General features: G+C 30.0%; 16 protein-coding genes, 5 tRNA genes and 2 other annotated features. Of the genes, 1 reads left to right on the top strand and 20 read right to left on the bottom strand.

Annotated elements, in window-relative coordinates; all coding sequences use genetic code 11:
- Positions 1 to 13 precede the first annotated feature (13 nt).
- From KQI89_RS02585 to ytxC, 11 genes are all read right to left on the bottom strand, one after another.
- Positions 14 to 2374, bottom strand: a complete 2361-nt coding sequence (locus KQI89_RS02585; RefSeq protein WP_216455773.1) for a U32 family peptidase — start codon at positions 2372 to 2374, stop codon at positions 14 to 16.
- A gap of 131 nt (positions 2375 to 2505) precedes the next feature.
- Entirely contained in the window at positions 2506 to 3108 is a 603-nt protein-coding gene (locus KQI89_RS02580) for a cell division protein ZapA (RefSeq protein ID WP_032121572.1), read from the bottom strand.
- Positions 3109 to 3197: 89 nt separating this feature from the next.
- Positions 3198 to 5570: a phenylalanine--tRNA ligase subunit beta gene (gene pheT / locus KQI89_RS02575; RefSeq protein ID WP_216455772.1), complete on the bottom strand. Its 2373-nt coding sequence runs from the start codon at positions 5568 to 5570 to the stop codon at positions 3198 to 3200.
- A gap of 17 nt (positions 5571 to 5587) precedes the next feature.
- Positions 5588 to 6607: a phenylalanine--tRNA ligase subunit alpha gene (gene pheS / locus KQI89_RS02570; protein ID WP_032121570.1), complete on the bottom strand. Its 1020-nt coding sequence runs from the start codon at positions 6605 to 6607 to the stop codon at positions 5588 to 5590.
- 53 nt (positions 6608 to 6660) lie between these two features.
- Positions 6661 to 6878: a binding site (T-box leader), on the bottom strand.
- Positions 6879 to 6924: 46 nt separating this feature from the next.
- Positions 6925 to 7704, bottom strand: a complete 780-nt coding sequence (locus KQI89_RS02565) for a TrmH family RNA methyltransferase (RefSeq protein ID WP_246582940.1) — start codon at positions 7702 to 7704, stop codon at positions 6925 to 6927.
- A gap of 17 nt (positions 7705 to 7721) precedes the next feature.
- Positions 7722 to 8387, bottom strand: a complete 666-nt coding sequence (locus KQI89_RS02560) for a potassium channel family protein (RefSeq protein ID WP_032121568.1) — start codon at positions 8385 to 8387, stop codon at positions 7722 to 7724.
- Between the two features lie 10 nt (positions 8388 to 8397).
- Positions 8398 to 9744 carry a TrkH family potassium uptake protein gene (locus tag KQI89_RS02555; protein ID WP_216455771.1) on the bottom strand — a complete coding sequence of 449 codons (1347 nt, stop codon included), beginning with the start codon at positions 9742 to 9744 and terminating at the stop codon, positions 8398 to 8400.
- Between the two features lie 144 nt (positions 9745 to 9888).
- Complete coding sequence (gene rplT, locus KQI89_RS02550; protein WP_032121566.1) at positions 9889 to 10248, bottom strand: 50S ribosomal protein L20; 360 nt, start codon at positions 10246 to 10248, stop codon at positions 9889 to 9891.
- A gap of 29 nt (positions 10249 to 10277) precedes the next feature.
- Positions 10278 to 10475 (bottom strand): 50S ribosomal protein L35, encoded by a 198-nt coding sequence (rpmI, locus tag KQI89_RS02545; protein ID WP_032121565.1) that lies wholly within the window; start codon positions 10473 to 10475, stop codon positions 10278 to 10280.
- A gap of 22 nt (positions 10476 to 10497) precedes the next feature.
- Positions 10498 to 11019 (bottom strand): translation initiation factor IF-3, encoded by a 522-nt coding sequence (gene infC, locus KQI89_RS02540; protein WP_032121564.1) that lies wholly within the window; start codon positions 11017 to 11019, stop codon positions 10498 to 10500.
- Positions 11020 to 11041: 22 nt separating this feature from the next.
- Positions 11042 to 11166, bottom strand: a sequence feature (ribosomal protein L20 leader region).
- Between the two features lie 52 nt (positions 11167 to 11218).
- On the bottom strand, positions 11219 to 12124 hold the full coding sequence (gene ytxC / locus KQI89_RS02535) for a putative sporulation protein YtxC (RefSeq protein WP_032121563.1): 906 nt from the start codon (positions 12122 to 12124) through the stop codon (positions 11219 to 11221).
- A gap of 123 nt (positions 12125 to 12247) precedes the next feature.
- On the opposite strand from ytxC, the gene KQI89_RS02530 reads away from it, so the two are divergent.
- Entirely contained in the window at positions 12248 to 12946 is a 699-nt protein-coding gene (locus KQI89_RS02530) for a DUF6873 family GME fold protein (RefSeq protein WP_216455770.1), read from the top strand.
- 41 nt (positions 12947 to 12987) lie between these two features.
- Here KQI89_RS02530 and KQI89_RS02525 read toward each other — a convergent pair whose 3' ends face one another.
- From KQI89_RS02525 to KQI89_RS02485, 9 genes are all read right to left on the bottom strand, one after another.
- On the bottom strand, positions 12988 to 13302 hold the full coding sequence (locus KQI89_RS02525) for a YbjQ family protein (protein ID WP_216455769.1): 315 nt from the start codon (positions 13300 to 13302) through the stop codon (positions 12988 to 12990).
- Between the two features lie 226 nt (positions 13303 to 13528).
- On the bottom strand, positions 13529 to 13888 hold the full coding sequence (locus tag KQI89_RS02520; RefSeq protein WP_032121560.1) for a YxeA family protein: 360 nt from the start codon (positions 13886 to 13888) through the stop codon (positions 13529 to 13531).
- Between the two features lie 370 nt (positions 13889 to 14258).
- A tRNA-Cys gene (locus KQI89_RS02515) sits at positions 14259 to 14333 on the bottom strand.
- Positions 14334 to 14338: 5 nt separating this feature from the next.
- Positions 14339 to 14413: transfer RNA gene (locus KQI89_RS02510), tRNA-Gly, on the bottom strand.
- Positions 14414 to 14420: 7 nt separating this feature from the next.
- Positions 14421 to 14496 (bottom strand) — tRNA-Phe (locus tag KQI89_RS02505).
- Between the two features lie 6 nt (positions 14497 to 14502).
- A tRNA-Asp gene (locus KQI89_RS02500) sits at positions 14503 to 14579 on the bottom strand.
- 11 nt (positions 14580 to 14590) lie between these two features.
- Positions 14591 to 14666 (bottom strand) — tRNA-Val (locus tag KQI89_RS02495).
- Positions 14667 to 14735: 69 nt separating this feature from the next.
- Positions 14736 to 15614 carry an Hsp33 family molecular chaperone HslO gene (gene hslO / locus KQI89_RS02490; protein ID WP_216455768.1) on the bottom strand — a complete coding sequence of 293 codons (879 nt, stop codon included), beginning with the start codon at positions 15612 to 15614 and terminating at the stop codon, positions 14736 to 14738.
- The gene (locus KQI89_RS02485; RefSeq protein WP_032121558.1) at positions 15611 to 16366 is read right to left on the bottom strand and encodes a class I SAM-dependent DNA methyltransferase; all 756 of its coding nucleotides are present in this window, start codon (positions 16364 to 16366) and stop codon (positions 15611 to 15613) included. Before KQI89_RS02485 ends, hslO begins: the two co-directional genes overlap by 4 nt.
- Between the last annotated feature and the right edge of the window lie 64 nt (positions 16367 to 16430).

The raw sequence follows: 16430 nt of genomic DNA, 5'->3' as shown, positions 1-16430 counted from the left end.
AACTCCTTACCCTTTACTCTACGCCTCTTTTGTAATGACCTCTAGTATAATTAATTTTTAAATCCTCTAGACTTCCTTCTTTTAATGATTTTAACACATTATTTACCATATTATAATCTTCATCAATAAAATCTAATCTAAAAGAGTCCACCCCAAAGGATTTTAACTCATCTATTTTATCTATTAAGTTTATTGGTACCGTATTATAAATGTGACTTCTACAGTATCTATCAGTTTTCAATAGAAATTCTTCATTTTTTCTATCTCTTAATATATAATTTCCTTCTAAGCATTTTAAATTCCCATTTGAGAAATTATCCTGTAATGCTGAACATTGATTTAAGCTACCTATAGGACAATATTCACTTACCATAAGCTCCGGCTTTCCGTATACATATATTTGGGTAGCATGATTTTTATTTTTTAATAATTCCCTTATTTCTTTTCTATTTAATTCTATACTTAAACAGTTTAAATCAGTAAAATCATACAACATGCTTAGTGCTAAGTTATTATACACATTTAGTTTATAATTTCCTATTATATTAGTTTTATTTTTAAATTTATTTATTATCCCTAAATTTGAAGTTACAATACCTGATATGTTCTCTATATTATCTTCAAGAAACTTTACTATACTACAAAATTCTTTCCTTATTATATTAGGTACTTCTATATATATCCTCAAATCCCTTTCTATATTTGAAAAATCTATGAAGTTTATTGACCCCTCTCCTCTAAAATAAGGATTTATAATTATATCCTTAATATTATTTTCTAAGGCGGCAGTGAATTGGGCATAGGTATTTACTGACACCATTATTTCTGGTCCCTTAAATTGTTTTTTATTTTTTAAGGTATAGTTTTTTACTTCTTCTTTATCTCTTCTGTAGGATTTTATTATTTTTTCTTCTATTCTCTGAAGAAGATTCCTTCTAAGTTCATTTATACTAGAAATAGGTAAAAAACCTTCTTCATAATTTATAAAATCCACTTTAGCTATCCTTAAAACCTCTCCAGATGCCTTACATAAATTCTCCACTATCCTATCTTTACTTAAGGGTCTATTCTTAGCCTTTTCTACTATATCACCTTGAATTTTTTCTACTACTCCATCATGTTTTACTTCTAAATAGAAAGGTTCTCCTATAGTGAAATTGGCTTTTGCTTCTAATAAAATATTGCTTTTTTTCTTATAGGAATCCTGATACTCATTCATAAGAACAGTATCTAGGGTTTTAAATAACTCTGTACCTTTTTTATATTCCATAGGATATAACTTTACCTTATCTCCAACCTTAGCAAAATCAACTTCTTTATTATTTAAAAGTATTTTAGATACAGTAAACCCCTTATCTTCGTATCTTATTCCATCCTTTAAATTTATAGGCTCTTTTAGAAGAATACTTCCATCCTTATTTACAATACCTATAGCTATTCCTGTATTTTTAGGATAATTATAAGCCATATTTTCTTTACCCTTATTTCCATAAAGATAAGCTTTTGAAAAGCCTTCCCTATTAAATAATTGTAATAATTTCTTTCTTCCTTTTTCCAAGTCTAAATCTTTCTTATCTTTTAAAATATTATCTATGGCTGACCTATAGGTTTCTACTACCCCTGCTACATATTCTGGCCTTTTCATTCTTCCTTCAATTTTTAAAGAATAAGTTTTTGTATTTATTATATCTTTAATATCCTCTATGGTGCACATATCTTTAGGGCTTAATATAAAAGCACTTTTTTCATCTCCAGTATCCTTGTTAACTAAAGTATAGGGTAATCTACAGGGTTGAGCACACCTTCCCCTATTGCCACTTCTTCCTCCAATAATACTACTCATTAGGCATTGTCCAGAATAGCATATACAGAGCGCTCCATGGATAAACATTTCTGTTTCTATGCCCAAATCGTCGGATATGTACTTTATTTCCTCTATGGATAACTCCCTTGATAGCACAATCCTTTTAAATCCTAGATTCTTAAGAAAAGTTGCTCCTTCACCATTATGTATAGTCATTTGAGTGGATGCATGTATTTCAAAATCTTTAAATAAATTTTGTATTATGTATGCAACACCTAAGTCCTGTGTTATTAAAGCATCTACTCCTATTTTATATAAAAACCTTATATAGTCTATTACCTCATCTATCTCATGTTGTTTTATTAGAGTGTTTAAAGTTATATATACCTTCTTACCATTTAGGTGTACGTAATCTACTGCTTTTATTAAATCCTCATTATTAAAGTTAGTTGCATATGCCCTAGCAGAAAACTTACTTCCCCCCATATATACTGCATCAGCTCCACTATTTATTGCCGCATATAGACTTTCTATACTCCCTGCTGGAGCTAAAAGCTCAATTTTTTCCATCTATATCTCTCCTAATTTAAAATATCAAGTTATATTATACAGTATTTAGTATAAAAAAAGAACTTATTCTAAAATATTAGAAATGGTTCTTTAATTATAAAAAAAGCCCTGTGTTTCCACAGGGACTTTTTTTATTTTACCTTATCAGCCACTAAAGGATTTCTCTCTTTTTTAATTTTTACCAAATCAATTTGATTCTCTAGCAATCTATGCTGCATATCAATAAGCTTATACTTTGAAGACTGCAATTGGAACTTCAACTCTTTATTAAAAGCTTTGAGTTCTTGATTCTCTTTTAGATAAATCTTAGCATTCTCTTCTAAATGCTTATTTTGCCCTTTTAGTTTATCTAGTTCATCTTTTAATTCACCACTATTATTTTTTTGAGATTCAATGGAATTGATTTTACTTTGAAGCTCATTATTGTAATTCTCCATATGAACCAATTGCTTTTTAAGCACTTCTAGCTGCTCTTTTAAATCTATCTCTGTATTTTCTAATCTCTCTATTTTTTCTGTTAAACTTATCAATTTAGTTTCACTTTTAAAAAGATCATCTACCACATTCATAGATGTTAAAATGGAAGCTGAGGAAACACTTAGCTTTTTATTATTGTCCATTATGGATTTTAATTTTTTATCTACACAATTGGCAATCTTATGTAAATATTCTTCGCTTTCATCGCCTTTTAGATTATAATCTATTCCATTAATTTTTACAGTGATTACATTCATGCAAAACACCCTCTTAGATAAAATCATATTTTAAAAAAATCATATAATTATATTCTAACACATAATTCATTTTCAGCAAATATGAAGTTTTATCTTAATTGACATCCTAACTTATATTCTAAAGATCTAAGGATTTTATCATGTACTTTATTCACTTCACTGTCTGTCAGTGTTTTGCCTTCTGCTCTATAAACTATAGCATAAGCCACACTTTTCTTTCCTTCAGGTATTTGTTTTCCTTTATATACATCAAATAGCTTAACACTTTCTACCAAACTACCGCCAGTCTTCTTTATTACAGCTTCAATTTCTTGAACAAGTATAGTATCCTCCACTAATAAAGCAATATCTCTTGTTACTGCAGGGAATTTAGGTAATGGTTTGTAGCTCTTAATAACATTAGAGTTTTTATATAATAGATCTAGATTTACTTCAGCTATATAACATTCAGTGTCAATATCATACCTTTCGCATATATCTGGGTGAACTTCTCCTAATATTCCAGCACATTCTTTATGAATAAATAAATCTGCTGTTTTACCTGGATGGAAAGTTGGATTTTCTTTTTGTCTTTCATAATGGGTTTTATCCACATCTAAAGTTTCAATTAAATTTTCTATAACTCCCTTTAAGTTAAGGTAATCGGCATTTCCATACATCCCCACTACCAATATATTTCTTTCTTCAGGTAATTCTTTGTCAGTTTTTATATATACCTTACCTATTTCAAATAATCTAGCCTCTTCATTATTTCTAACATAATTTCTTGATAAAGATTCCATCATAGAAGGTATTGTAGTAGTTCTCATAATACTATAATCTTCTCCTAATGGATTTTTTATAGAAATAACATCTCTTAAGCTACTTTCCATTGGAATATTAATGCTATCAAATACCTTAGGACTTACAAAAGAATAACTTATGGATTGATTAAGCCCACTACTAAGTAAAGTTGATATAACCTTATCATCTAAATGCTGCTTTTCATTTTTTCCACCCTTTAAGTTTACAGTTTCACTAAAAGTAGTTGGTATATTATTGTATCCATAAATTCTTGCAATTTCTTCTGCTATGTCTTCTTTTATATTTATGTCTATTCTAAATGTTGGTACATCTATAACTAACATATCCCCATTAAAAGATGTCTTTAACTCTAATCTGTCTAGATATTCTTTCATAGATTCTTTGCTTAAAGAAATACCTAAAAACTTATTAATCCAATTGTAATCAACTTCTAACCTTTTAGGTTCAATTTTACTTTCATACTTATCAATGGTTCCTTCAATAATTTCTCCTATCTTTAATTCCTCTACTAAATTACACGCTCTATCTAATGCCATTTGAACTAAATCAGGATCTATGTCTTTTTCAAACCTTGAGGAAGATTCTGTTCTAATACCTAACTTTTTAGAGTTAACCCTTATGTTGGTTCCATCAAAATTTGCACATTCAAATATTACAGACTTTGTATCTTCTTTTATTTCTGAATTTAATCCACCCATAATACCTGCTAGGGCAACAGCTTTTTCTCCATCTCTTATGGTTAAAATACTTTCATCTAAAACTCTTTCCACTTCATCTAAAGTTATAAATTTCTCTTCTGCTTTAGCTCTATCTATAACTATTGAATTACTTTTGATTTCCCTCATATCAAAAGCATGCATTGGTTGACCTAATTCAAGCATAACGAAGTTTGTAATATCAACTATATTATTTATTGGTCTAACTCCAGCTTCTAATAATCTTTCTTGCATCCAAGATGGGGATGGTTTAATCTCAACATTTTTAATAACTCTTGCCATATATCTTTTACATAAAGGATCCTTTACTTCAACTTTAATAAGATCTTTTATATTTTCTTTATTAGAAGTCTTATAATCTATATTAGGTATTTTATATTCTATTCCAAGAGTAGCTGCCGTTTCTCTTGCAATACCTACTATACTCATGCAATCTGGCCTATTAGAAGTTATTTCAAAATCAATAACAGCTCTGTCAAGTCCTAGCACCTCTTTTATATCTTTACCTATAGGTGTATTTTCAGGCAATATCATAAGTCCCTGTACTGTTCCCTCTTCTGCAATGCCTAGCTCCTCTTCAGAACACATCATTCCATTAGAAACTATGCCTCTCAATTTACCTTTTTTTATTTTTAATCCATTGGTAAGTATAGCCCCATGAAGAGCCACTGGAACTATATCTTCCTCTTTCATATTGTTTGCTCCTGTCACGATTTGAACAGGCTCTTCCTTACCAACATCTAATTGACAAATCACAAGTTTATCTGCATCTGGATGAGGTTCAATTTTCATAAGTTTACCTGTAACCACATTTTGAATCTCGTCACCAGTAGTTATAACTTCCTCTACCTTTGAACCTGAAAGAGTCAATTTATCTGCTAAATCTTTTACATTAATATCTATATCCACATAATCTTTAAGCCACGTAAATGGTACTTTCATCTAATATTCCTCCTTAATTAAAATTGATTTAAGAATCTCATATCACTTTCATATAATAATCTTATATCATCAATGCCATATTTTAGCATAACCATTCTATCTACACCAAAACCAAAAGCAAAGCCGCTATAAATTTCAGGATCTATCCCGCAGTTTCTTAAAACTTCAGGATGTACCATTCCACATCCTAATAATTCAATCCATCCGCTTCCTTTACAAACTCTACAACCTTTTCCTTCACATACAAAACAAGTAGCATCCATTTCTGCTGAAGGTTCTGTAAATGGGAAATGGTGAGGTCTAAATTTAGTCTTTACAGAATCACCAAACATTTTTTTAGCGAATATTTCTAAAGTTCCTTTCAAATCTGCAAAGGTTATACCTTTATCTATAACTAAACCTTCCATTTGATAAAATATAGGCGAATGAGTAGCATCCGCTGCATCTGATCTATAAACTTTACCTGGAGAAATCATTTTTATTGGGGGCTTTTGATTCTCCATAACCCTTACCTGCACAGGTGAAGTTTGAGTTCTAAGCACTTGTTTTTCACTTATGTAAAATGTATCTTGTTCACTTCTAGCTGGATGGTTTTTAGGTATATTTAAAGCTTCAAAGTTATAGTAATCTAATTCTATCTCTGGACCTTCTTCTATAGAAAACCCCATAGATATAAATATTTCCTTCATACTTTCTAAAGTAAGATCTAAAGGATGTCTTTTTCCTATTGTTTGTCTCTTTCCTGGAAGAGATATATCAATAGTCTCATTACTTAACTTTTCTAATTTTTCTTTTTCTTTTATCTTCTTGGCAGCTTCGCTAATAAGCCCCTCTATTACCCCTCTTACTTCATTTGCTAATTTACCTATTTTTGGTCTTTCCTCCTCAGATAATCCACCCATGCCTCTTAATATACTTGTTAACTCACCTTTTTTTCCTAAATATTTTATCTTTATAGATTCAATATCATTAGAAGACTTAACTATTTTTAATTCTTCCATAGCTTTTTCTTTTATTAAGCTTAAATTTTCCTTCATAAACTTTTCTCCTTTCTATATTGGATAATTAAATACAAAAAAACCGTCCCTAAAAAAGGGACGGAATATCCGCGGTACCACCCTACTTAGTAGTATTAATACTACTCTCTTTGGTATAAAATAACGGTTTTATCCGCTAACTACTACTAAGCTTCACAGTTAGGACTCAAGAGTGAACTTCAGTATAAACTACATTTAAAGAGGCTTACAGTCTATGACCTCTTATCCCTTAAAATAAATTTATACTTACTCTCTCCTTCATAGTCAATATTTATTTCATTAAAAATATTATACATAGTATGTTAAATAAATTCAACCTAAGAATTTATTTGTCTTACAATTTCAAACATCATTATAGAGGAAGCTATTGATACATTTAGAGATTCCGCTCCTCCAGGCATAGGTATCTTAACCTTAATATCACTTAGCTTATATATATCATCACTTATACCCTTTCCTTCATTACCAACACATATAACTAAATTTTGTTTTAGATCTACAGAGTAAAAATTTTTATCTGTATCTAAACTGCTAACTATAAACTTAAATCCATTTCGCTTAAGTTCATCTATATAGCTAAGATTTCTATCTTCTATTACAGGTATATAAAATATAGATCCCATAGTAGCCCTTAAAACCTTTTGATTATATACATCCACTGTACCTTTTGTAGTTATAACAGCTTTCGCACCGCTAGCATGTGCAGATCTTATTATAGTACCCAAATTGCCTGGATCTTGCACTTTATCTACTAATACATAAAAGCCATCTTCTACATTAAAGTCTTTAACTATAATATTACAAACAGCCATTATTCCCTGTGGAGTCTCTGTGTCACATAAAGACTTAAAAACTTCATCCTCCACTATAAATATATTATTCGGTGTTATATTTGAGCTATTTATTATGCTTTCATACTTCTCCTTATAACTTTTACCTACAAACAGATATTCTATGGGATAGTTTTCATTTATTGCTTCCTCAACAAATCTAAAGCCCTCTACAATAAACTTATTCATCAAAGCTCTATATTTTTTCTCTTGAAGTTTTTTTATTTCCTTAATCAATGGGTTGTTTTTACTCTCAATTAAATTCAAAACATTCACCCCTTAATTTAGTCTCTTCCTATAATACTCTCTAGTTTAGCTAAATCATCAATGGATCCTATAACTACTAGTATGTCATGTGGTTCAATTACGTCCTCTGCTGTTGGAGAAACATTAATTTCATTATTCTTTCTTACTGCCATTATATTAATTCCAAAATTTGCTCTTACATTTAAATCTCTCAAAGTTTCTCCAACCCACTCTTTAGGTGATTCAATCTCAATTATGCTATAATCTGGCGATAATTCAATATAGTCTAGTATGTTAGAAGAAACTAAGTTGTGAGCAACTCTTACTCCCATATCCTTTTCCGGTAAAACAACTCTATCTGCTCCAATTTTATATAATACTTTAGCATGTAATTCACTATGTCCTTTAGCTATTATATACTTAATTCCAAGTTCTTTTACTAAAAGAGTAACCATAACACTAGCTTGAATATTTGATCCAATGGTTATAACCGCCACATCAAAGTTTCTAACACCTAATGTTCTTAATGCATTTTCATCTGTAGCATCCATTTGAACAGCATGGGTTACGCTATCAGATATATCCTGCACTAAATCTTCATCCATATCTATTGCCAAAACATCATGTCCCATGGCATAAAGAGTTTTAGCCACAGAAATTCCAAATCTACCAAGTCCAATAACTACATATTGTTTACTACTCATAAAAACACCTCTATCCAACCATTATCTTTTCTTCAGGATACTTAATTGCATTATTGCTCTTTTTATTTGTTAAAGCTAAAGCTACAGTCATAGGTCCTACCCTTCCACAATACATAGTAAGTATTATAAGAATTTTTCCTATGGCACTTAATTTAGTTGTAAGTCCCAAGGTCAATCCTACAGTAGCAAAAGCTGAGGTAACTTCATATAATAAATATTCAAAGCTAGCTCCTACTTCAGTTATAGATAGTATCATTGTTACACCAACAACTATAGCTAATCCAATAGTAGTAACAGCAAAAGCTCTATAAACTATATCTTTTGAAATCCTTCTTTTAAATACTTCTGTATCTCCTCTTCCTTTAATAACAGACACCACAGTCATAAGTAAGATTCCAGCAGTAGAAGTTTTTATACCTCCTGCTGTAGATCCTGGGGATCCTCCAATAAACATTAAAATTATAGTTAAAAACTTACCTGCTGTAGTCATATCAGAGGTAGAAACGGAATTAAAACCTGCTGTTCTTGGCGATACTGAGGCAAATACTGAAGATAAAAACTTACCTTTAAAAGACATATCTTTCATAGTTCCTGGGTTTCTAAATTCAAAAGCAAACATTAAAACCGTACCTACTACTATTAAAAATATAGTCATGGAAACAACCACCTTAGTATGTAAGGATAGTTTCTTAGATGCTTTATAATTATATAACTCTGACCAAACTGCAAATCCTAATCCACCTATAACAATCAAAGATCCTATAGTAAGTATAATAACAGAATTATCAGCATATCCAGTTAAACTTGAAAAATTACCTATAAGATCAAAACCTGCATTACAAAAGGCTGATATAGAATGAAAAACACTATAATAAATACCTTTAGCAAGGCCAAAATCTGGTATAAACTGTGTTGATAATAGAAGTGCTCCAGCGAACTGGACAGAAAAAGTAAACACCAGCACATATTTAACCAGCTTTACCAATCCTTGAATGTTGGAGGCATTTAAAGCCTCTTGCATAAGTAACCTCTCTTTTAAAGTTATCTTTTTTCCTATTAATAAGGCTATTAAAGTAGCAAAAGACATAAATCCAAGTCCGCCTATTTCAATTAATAGCATTATAACAGTTTTGCCAAAATAACTCCAGTGAGTTCCCGTATCTACAGTAATTAACCCTGTTACACAAACTGCTGAAGTCGATGTAAACAATGAATCTAAAAAATTTGTAGATGTTCCATCTGAGGACGCAACTGGCAAAGTTAGCAGTATAGCCCCTGTAAATATTACTATTGCAAATCCTAGTGCTAATATTTGCACTGCATTTAATTTTACTTTTTTAAAAAATTTTATTTGCATATACTCACCTCAAGTGATGTAATAGTCTATTATGCCCACTTTTAATATTATAATAGTATTCTATGATAAAATAAAACCATATATTTTCTATTATTCTTTATAATATAAATAAAAATGCGACTATAGTCGCATTAGTATCATTTATTATGCATTTACGTGTTTTTTAGCTACTTCTACTAATTCTGTAAAAGCCTTTGGATCATTTATAGCTATTTCTGATAACATCTTTCTGTTTATATCTACTCCAGCTAATTTGATTCCATTCATGAATTTTGAATATGAAAGACCATTCATTCTAGCTCCTGCATTTATTCTTGCAATCCAAAGCTTTCTATAATCTCTCTTCTTTAACTTTCTTCCTACATAAGCATTTCTAAGTGCTCTTATAACTGATTCATTAGCTGTTTTAAATAACTTGCTTTTTCCACCATAATATCCTTTTGCAAGCTTTAGTACTTTTTTATGATTTTTACGAGAATTTACCGCTCTCTTTACTCTTGCCATCTTATAACCCTCCTAACAAGTAATATCTATTATAGATATGGTAATAGTTTCTTCATTGCTTTTTCTTGAGTGCATGAAACGTAAGCTGATTTTCTTAAGTTTCTTTTTCTTTTAGATGATTTCTTTGTTAATATGTGGCTTTTAAAAGCTTTCGCTCTTTTTAACTTTCCACTTCCTGTTAATTTAAATCTTTTTGCTGCTCCTCTATGAGTTTTCATTTTTGGCATGATAAAATCCTCCCTCCAGAATCTATGCTTTTTTTGGAGCCAAAACCATAGTCATATTTCTTCCCTCTAGTTTGGCAGGTTTCTCAACTACACATATATCTTCCATCTTTTCTAAAAATGTATCTAAAATTTTCTTTCCTACATGAGCGTAATCAGCTTCTCTACCTCTGAATCTTACAGTTACTTTAACTTTATCGCCATCTAATAAGAATTTTTTAGCATTTTTAGCTTTTATAGTAATATCGTGTTCTTCTATAGTTGGGCTAAACCTTATTTCCTTAATATTTATAACCTTTTGCTTTTTCTTAGCTTCTTTTTCCTTCTTAGATTGTTCATAGATATACTTGCCAAAGTCCATAATTTTACAAACAGGCGGTTTAGCATTTGGTGATATCATAACTAAATCTAATTCTTTTTCTTCAGCTAAGGCCAAGGCATCTCTAGAAGTCATAATCCCTAATTGGCCTCCATCATCACTTACTACTCTAATCTCTTTTTCTCTAATATTTTCATTTACAAGTAAATTTTTATTAATATTCTTCACCTCCACATTAATTCAAAATATATTAAATTAAAAAAGACGGCATGAAATGCCGTCTCAATATACTAATTAACTTCACTTTAAAAGCTAATATGCTTTACCTTACTAGCAATGCTGTAAGGTGAGAAACGGCTGTTTCTTCTTGACGTTATTATTTTATCATCATATATTTGTATTGTCAACAATAATTTTAAAATCATTATCAGTATTCCTTAGATAGTATAATGGTTTTCTCTTTGCATAATTTACAACCTTCACAAAATTCAACTCTATCTCCAAATACGTTTTTTATAGTATCTATAAATTCCTTATTCAAACAGTTTAATCTTCCATGAATGGTTATAAACTTTGGAACATTGGTTATTAATCCACTCATAATAACATCCTCCATATTAATGGAAGGATTATTAAATCTAAATTCTATAACTTCCGATATAAAACTATTTAATAAATCATTACCTTCTTCATCTTTTATGCTATAAGTTCCGTCTTCTGCTATTATAATATTCACTTTATCAAATTTACTTTCCTGTATTTCAACAAAATACTTAAGCAATTTAATAAATTCGTTGTATTCTTTTTCTACCATATATCTTTCTATTGCTTTATTTGATATCTCCTCTATATCACACATTATTTCTTTAACTCGAAATGTCATATACCCATCTATATTCAGTTCTCCTCTTTCCTCCATACATTCTTGTATTTTGGTTAATATATTATTTTTTTTATTTGCATAATATATATCAATCTCTTCCTCTATACCCTTATTCACCTTTAATATATTAACTATTTTTTCTTCCACTTCTCTTATTTCATCTTCTCCAAGAAAAAAGTAATTATCCTCTATATATTTATATATTTCCTCTTCACATATCAAATTTATTATTATATCATATATGCAGTTACTTATATGATAATTAAGTTTTTGCATTAAAGACTTATCATAATTTTTATCATCACATATTATTTTAATGAAGTGAGTATTGTTATTCTGGCTTTCGCAAATACCAAGATTAACATTTTTATTTTTAAAAACTTGGATTGTATCTTGAAGATTAGCACAAATATCTAAATTTTTCTCATAAACTAAAGTAAGTAAAAGCATGTTATCACTCCCTTCTTAAACATAGTATGTGTTTTAAATCAATGTCTATACAAAAAAACCTTAACAATTATCGACATATAATTTACTATTTTAAATACACATATATAGAAAGTGAGTTTTTCCATGAAAACAGCTATAGTAGATTTTAGAATTTCAGAGGAAGAAATTAAAAATTTAAAGTTATTAGGACTTAATGTTTTAAAATGTCCACCTTATGATGGCGTTTACAATGCCATTTGTGGTCATCCTGATATTCAAATAAACATATTATCTGAAAAAAAAATAATGGTACATCCCAAAATAAATAAAGATTTTTTAAATAAAATCCTTAACCTAGGTTATGACATAAGCTTTTCTTCTTCATTAATAGGTTATAATTATCCAGAGAATATAATATTAAATGCAGTAAATACAAATAAAGTCTTTATGCATAATTTAAGCTATACAGATAAAAATTTATTAAAATCTTTACATAGTAAAAAAATTTTAAATGTGTCTCAAGGTTATACCAAGTGCTCTACCGCTATAATTTCAGAAGAAGCTTTTATAACCAGTGATACTAAAATAAAGAAAGCTTTAGAATCTATGGATGCAGACGTGTTGTTACTGCCTCCTGGGGATATAGAACTACCGCCATTAAATTATGGCTTTATAGGAGGAACTTGCGGTCTTATAAGTGAAGACACTATAGTTTTTTTCGGTAACCTAGAAAAATATGAATACGGCAATAAAGTTCATGACTTTTTAAAAAAGCATCATATAACCCCCATATATCTAAAGGATGATATTTTAACAGACAGGGGAAGCTTATTTATAATATAAAAAAATAGAGAGCTCTTTTAAAGCTCTCTATTTTTTATTCTCTATTTAACTTTTACAGCAGTAGCTGTAGCCATAACAGCAAGGGTTGAACCTTGTGCCATAGATGTCATTGTATATTTTACATTTATTAAAGCTTCTGCTCCAATTCCTTCAGCTTTTTGTATCATTTTACTTAAAACTAAATCTTTAGCATCCTCCACCATCTCTGAGTAACTCTTAACTTCTCCTCCCACCATATTTTTAAATCCAGCCATAATATCTTTTCCTATATGTTTAGAGAAAACAGTAACCCCATCCACCATATTAATTACTTCAATTTCTTTTCCTGGTACATAACTTAAATTTGATACAATCATAATTTACCTCCATTAAATTTAGTATAGATTTCATTAAAATGATTCTAATTTATAATTATTCCATAAAAATAGCTAAATATCCTTTTATAAAAATAAATTTTTGTTATATGAAACTGAGTTGTAATTTAATGGTTTTTACATTTTGCTAATATGCTGTTTTAAAATATTAATAATTTCTATTTACTTTATAAAAACTATATTATCTATATGCTTCTTTCTTTAAAAATTAATTTTTCTTTACTCCTAACCCTTCCTTTGCTTTTTCAGGAATATCTTTTTCTTCTACCTCTTCGTAAGTTATAGCCTTATCTTTTTTCATATAAACCTTTAAATATGCATCTTCTCTTAACTGTTTCATTCCATTAAAGGTTATATCCTTTTTTTCTCCTTTATCATCATAAGCTGGCAACGTATATTCATAAATCTGAATATCATCAGCCCCCTTCTTTTCTCCTTTGCCCTTTATTTGAGTATAATATTTCTTAGATCCAACCTTCTTTACGTTGACAGTGTTACATCCAGAAAGCACCGTACCAAATGTTAATAGCATAATAAATATAGCTATATATTTCCCTGATTTTTTCATATTTCTACCTCCTTTTTATAAATCTATGATATAATAACGAGTTTTTATAAACCATAAGAAAAACTTACAATTACATTGATCTGCCTTACATTTTTGTAACCTTTAGATAATATTTTATATAAAATATTTATGAACAATCCTCTTCTATTTTGACCTTAATTAATAATTTCAAATTAAATAAAAAAATCTACTACTGATATACTTACCAATCAGTAGTAGATTTAAAATAACCTTCTATTTGCAACAAGGAGCATTTTTTTATATTTTTGTCCTTCTGTACACTTAAGAAATACGAAGGGTGCATTTTCTATTTTAAAAACCATATTAAAATTAAAACCTTTGGAAGCACTAGATTCCAAAGGTTTTGATATGGAGGCGCCACCCGGATTTGAACCGGGGGATAGAGGTTTTGCAGACCTTTGCCTTACCACTTGGCTATAGCGCCATATTTGGAGCGGAAGATGGGATTCGAACCCACGACGTTCACCTTGGCAAGGTGACGCTCTACCACTGAGCCACTCCCGCATTAACCTGGTGGCCAGACCAGGAATCGAACCAGGGACACGAGGATTTTCAGTCCTCTGCTCTACCGACTGAGCTATCTAGCCAGGTTATGGCGACCCAGAAGGGACTCGAACCCTCGACCTCCGGCGTGACAGGCCGGCACTCTAACCAACTGAGCCACTGGGCCATAAAATAAAATGGTGGGCACAACAGGGATCGAACCTGTGACCCTCTGCTTGTAAGGCAGATGCTCTCCCAGCTGAGCTATGCGCCCTCAACCATTTACTGCATTTATATTATAATGTTAATAAATATATTTGTCAATATATTATATGCACTATTTTTATATATTATTTAATAAATTTCCTATTTCTTCATGTGTAAATTTATAGGATTCATTACAGAAGTGACATTTAAGTTCTTCAGTTTTTCCATCATCATATAACTCTTGTAAGTCTTTTTTTCCAATGCTAATTAAAGCCTTCTCTACTTTTTCTTTAGAGCAATTACATTGAAATTTAGGGGTAGTTGACTCCATAATATTCAAATCCATATCTTCAAAAATATATTTAATTATTTCTTCTATACTCATCCCTTTTGAAAGCATTTCCGTTACTGGCGGTATCTCTTCTAATCTATAGGTTAAAAGATCTGCTATAAGTTCATCTGCTCCTGGCATCATTTGTATTATAAACCCACCAGAAGCCTTTATTGTGTAATCTGTATCCACTAGAACCCCTAAAGCTACTGCTGAAGGTACTTGCTCTGAAACTGTAAAGTAATAAGCTAAATCTTCTCCTATTTCTCCAGTATATATAGGAACTTGTCCTATGTAGGGTTCTTTTAATCCCAAATCTCTTATAACTGTAAGGTTTCCATTCTTTCCTATAGCTCCACCTACATCTAGTTTACCTTTTTCATTAAGAGGAATATCTACATGAGGATTACCTATATATCCTTTTACACTTCCATCACTATAAGCAGTGACTACAACTCCTTGAGCTGGACCACCCCCTGACATTTGAAGTGTTAATGTATCTTTTTCTGATTTTAACATAACCCCCATAATGGATCCTGCTGTTAACATTCTACCTAAGGCTGCAGCTGCTGTGGGTGTGCAATTATGTATTTCAACAGCTTTATTTGTAAGCTCAGTGGTATTTGCTCCTATTATTCTTATCATTCCATCTTTTGCTGTACATCTAATTAAATTATCTTTCATTGTTTACCTCCACTATATTTTTTAACCACATATACTATTCTTTCTGTGTGGTCACTTATATCTCTTTTTGAATAGCCATCAAATCTATTTATTATATTAAGATTTGCATAACTTAACATATGCTTTATTTCACTATCTTTATAAGCCCTTTCTAAGTGCTCTTCATGAAACCTTTCATAAAGATCTTCTTTTTTAAAGAAAAATGTAAGATACATATTTAATACATCCTCTTCAAAAGTATTTTCCCATGTATAAAATATATCTTCTTCATCATATATAAAGCTGTTATTTCCTAGAACTTCACTTAATTTATAATAGGAGTTTATATCAAAAATAAATACTCCTTCCTCTTTAAGATGTTTTGATACACTGCAGAAAAAACTTTGAAGGTCCTCTTCTTCTATTATATAATTTACCGCATCTAATGTGCATGTAATAAGATCAAATTTATGATTAAGATTTAAACTGCACATATCTTGACAAATAATCTTAGGATTTAACTTTTTACTTTTAAATTTATCAAAAGCTTCACTTAACATAGGTGAAGATGAATCTACAAGCCATGTATACTTGAAATAAGGCGAGATAATAAGTGATAAATTCCCTGTTCCACAGCCCACATCAAGATAATCTTCCCTGCTTACATTTAAATCTTCCACTATATTCATTATGCTTTTTGAAAAAAAGTTATAATCAATATCTTCTTTTATAAGCCTATCGTAAACTTCAGATAGTTTAGTATAACTCTCCATTACTGTCCCCCTAGTTTTTTATAAACAAAATCATACTAACTATTATTATATATCTTTTGTGATT

The organism is Clostridium simiarum (assembly GCF_018919175.1).
GTDB lineage: Bacteria > Bacillota > Clostridia > Clostridiales > Clostridiaceae > Clostridium_L > Clostridium_L simiarum.
This window is presented reverse-complemented; position numbering and strand designations above follow the sequence as displayed.

Bases quoted from the DNA above. Each gene is read 5' to 3' on its own strand.
- KQI89_RS02485 (WP_032121558.1), bottom strand. From the start codon at position 16,366: ATGGAGAGTTATACTAAACTATCTGAAGTTTACGATAGGCTTATAAAA.
- rpmI (WP_032121565.1), bottom strand. From the start codon at position 10,475: ATGCCAAAAATGAAAACTCATAGAGGAGCAGCAAAAAGATTTAAATTA.
- KQI89_RS02555 (WP_216455771.1), bottom strand. From the start codon at position 9,744: ATGCAAATAAAATTTTTTAAAAAAGTAAAATTAAATGCAGTGCAAATA.
- hslO (WP_216455768.1), bottom strand. From the start codon at position 15,614: ATGAAAGATAATTTAATTAGATGTACAGCAAAAGATGGAATGATAAGA.
- KQI89_RS02580 (WP_032121572.1), bottom strand. From the start codon at position 3,108: ATGAATGTAATCACTGTAAAAATTAATGGAATAGATTATAATCTAAAA.
- rplT (WP_032121566.1), bottom strand. From the start codon at position 10,248: ATGGCAAGAGTAAAGAGAGCGGTAAATTCTCGTAAAAATCATAAAAAA.
- KQI89_RS02560 (WP_032121568.1), bottom strand. From the start codon at position 8,387: ATGAGTAGTAAACAATATGTAGTTATTGGACTTGGTAGATTTGGAATT.
- pheS (WP_032121570.1), bottom strand. From the start codon at position 6,607: ATGAAGGAAAATTTAAGCTTAATAAAAGAAAAAGCTATGGAAGAATTA.
- ytxC (WP_032121563.1), bottom strand. From the start codon at position 12,124: ATGCTTTTACTTACTTTAGTTTATGAGAAAAATTTAGATATTTGTGCT.
- KQI89_RS02530 (WP_216455770.1), top strand. From the start codon at position 12,248: ATGAAAACAGCTATAGTAGATTTTAGAATTTCAGAGGAAGAAATTAAA.
- KQI89_RS02525 (WP_216455769.1), bottom strand. From the start codon at position 13,302: ATGATTGTATCAAATTTAAGTTATGTACCAGGAAAAGAAATTGAAGTA.
- KQI89_RS02585 (WP_216455773.1), bottom strand. From the start codon at position 2,374: ATGGAAAAAATTGAGCTTTTAGCTCCAGCAGGGAGTATAGAAAGTCTA.
- KQI89_RS02520 (WP_032121560.1), bottom strand. From the start codon at position 13,888: ATGAAAAAATCAGGGAAATATATAGCTATATTTATTATGCTATTAACA.
- pheT (WP_216455772.1), bottom strand. From the start codon at position 5,570: ATGAAAGTACCATTTACGTGGCTTAAAGATTATGTGGATATAGATATT.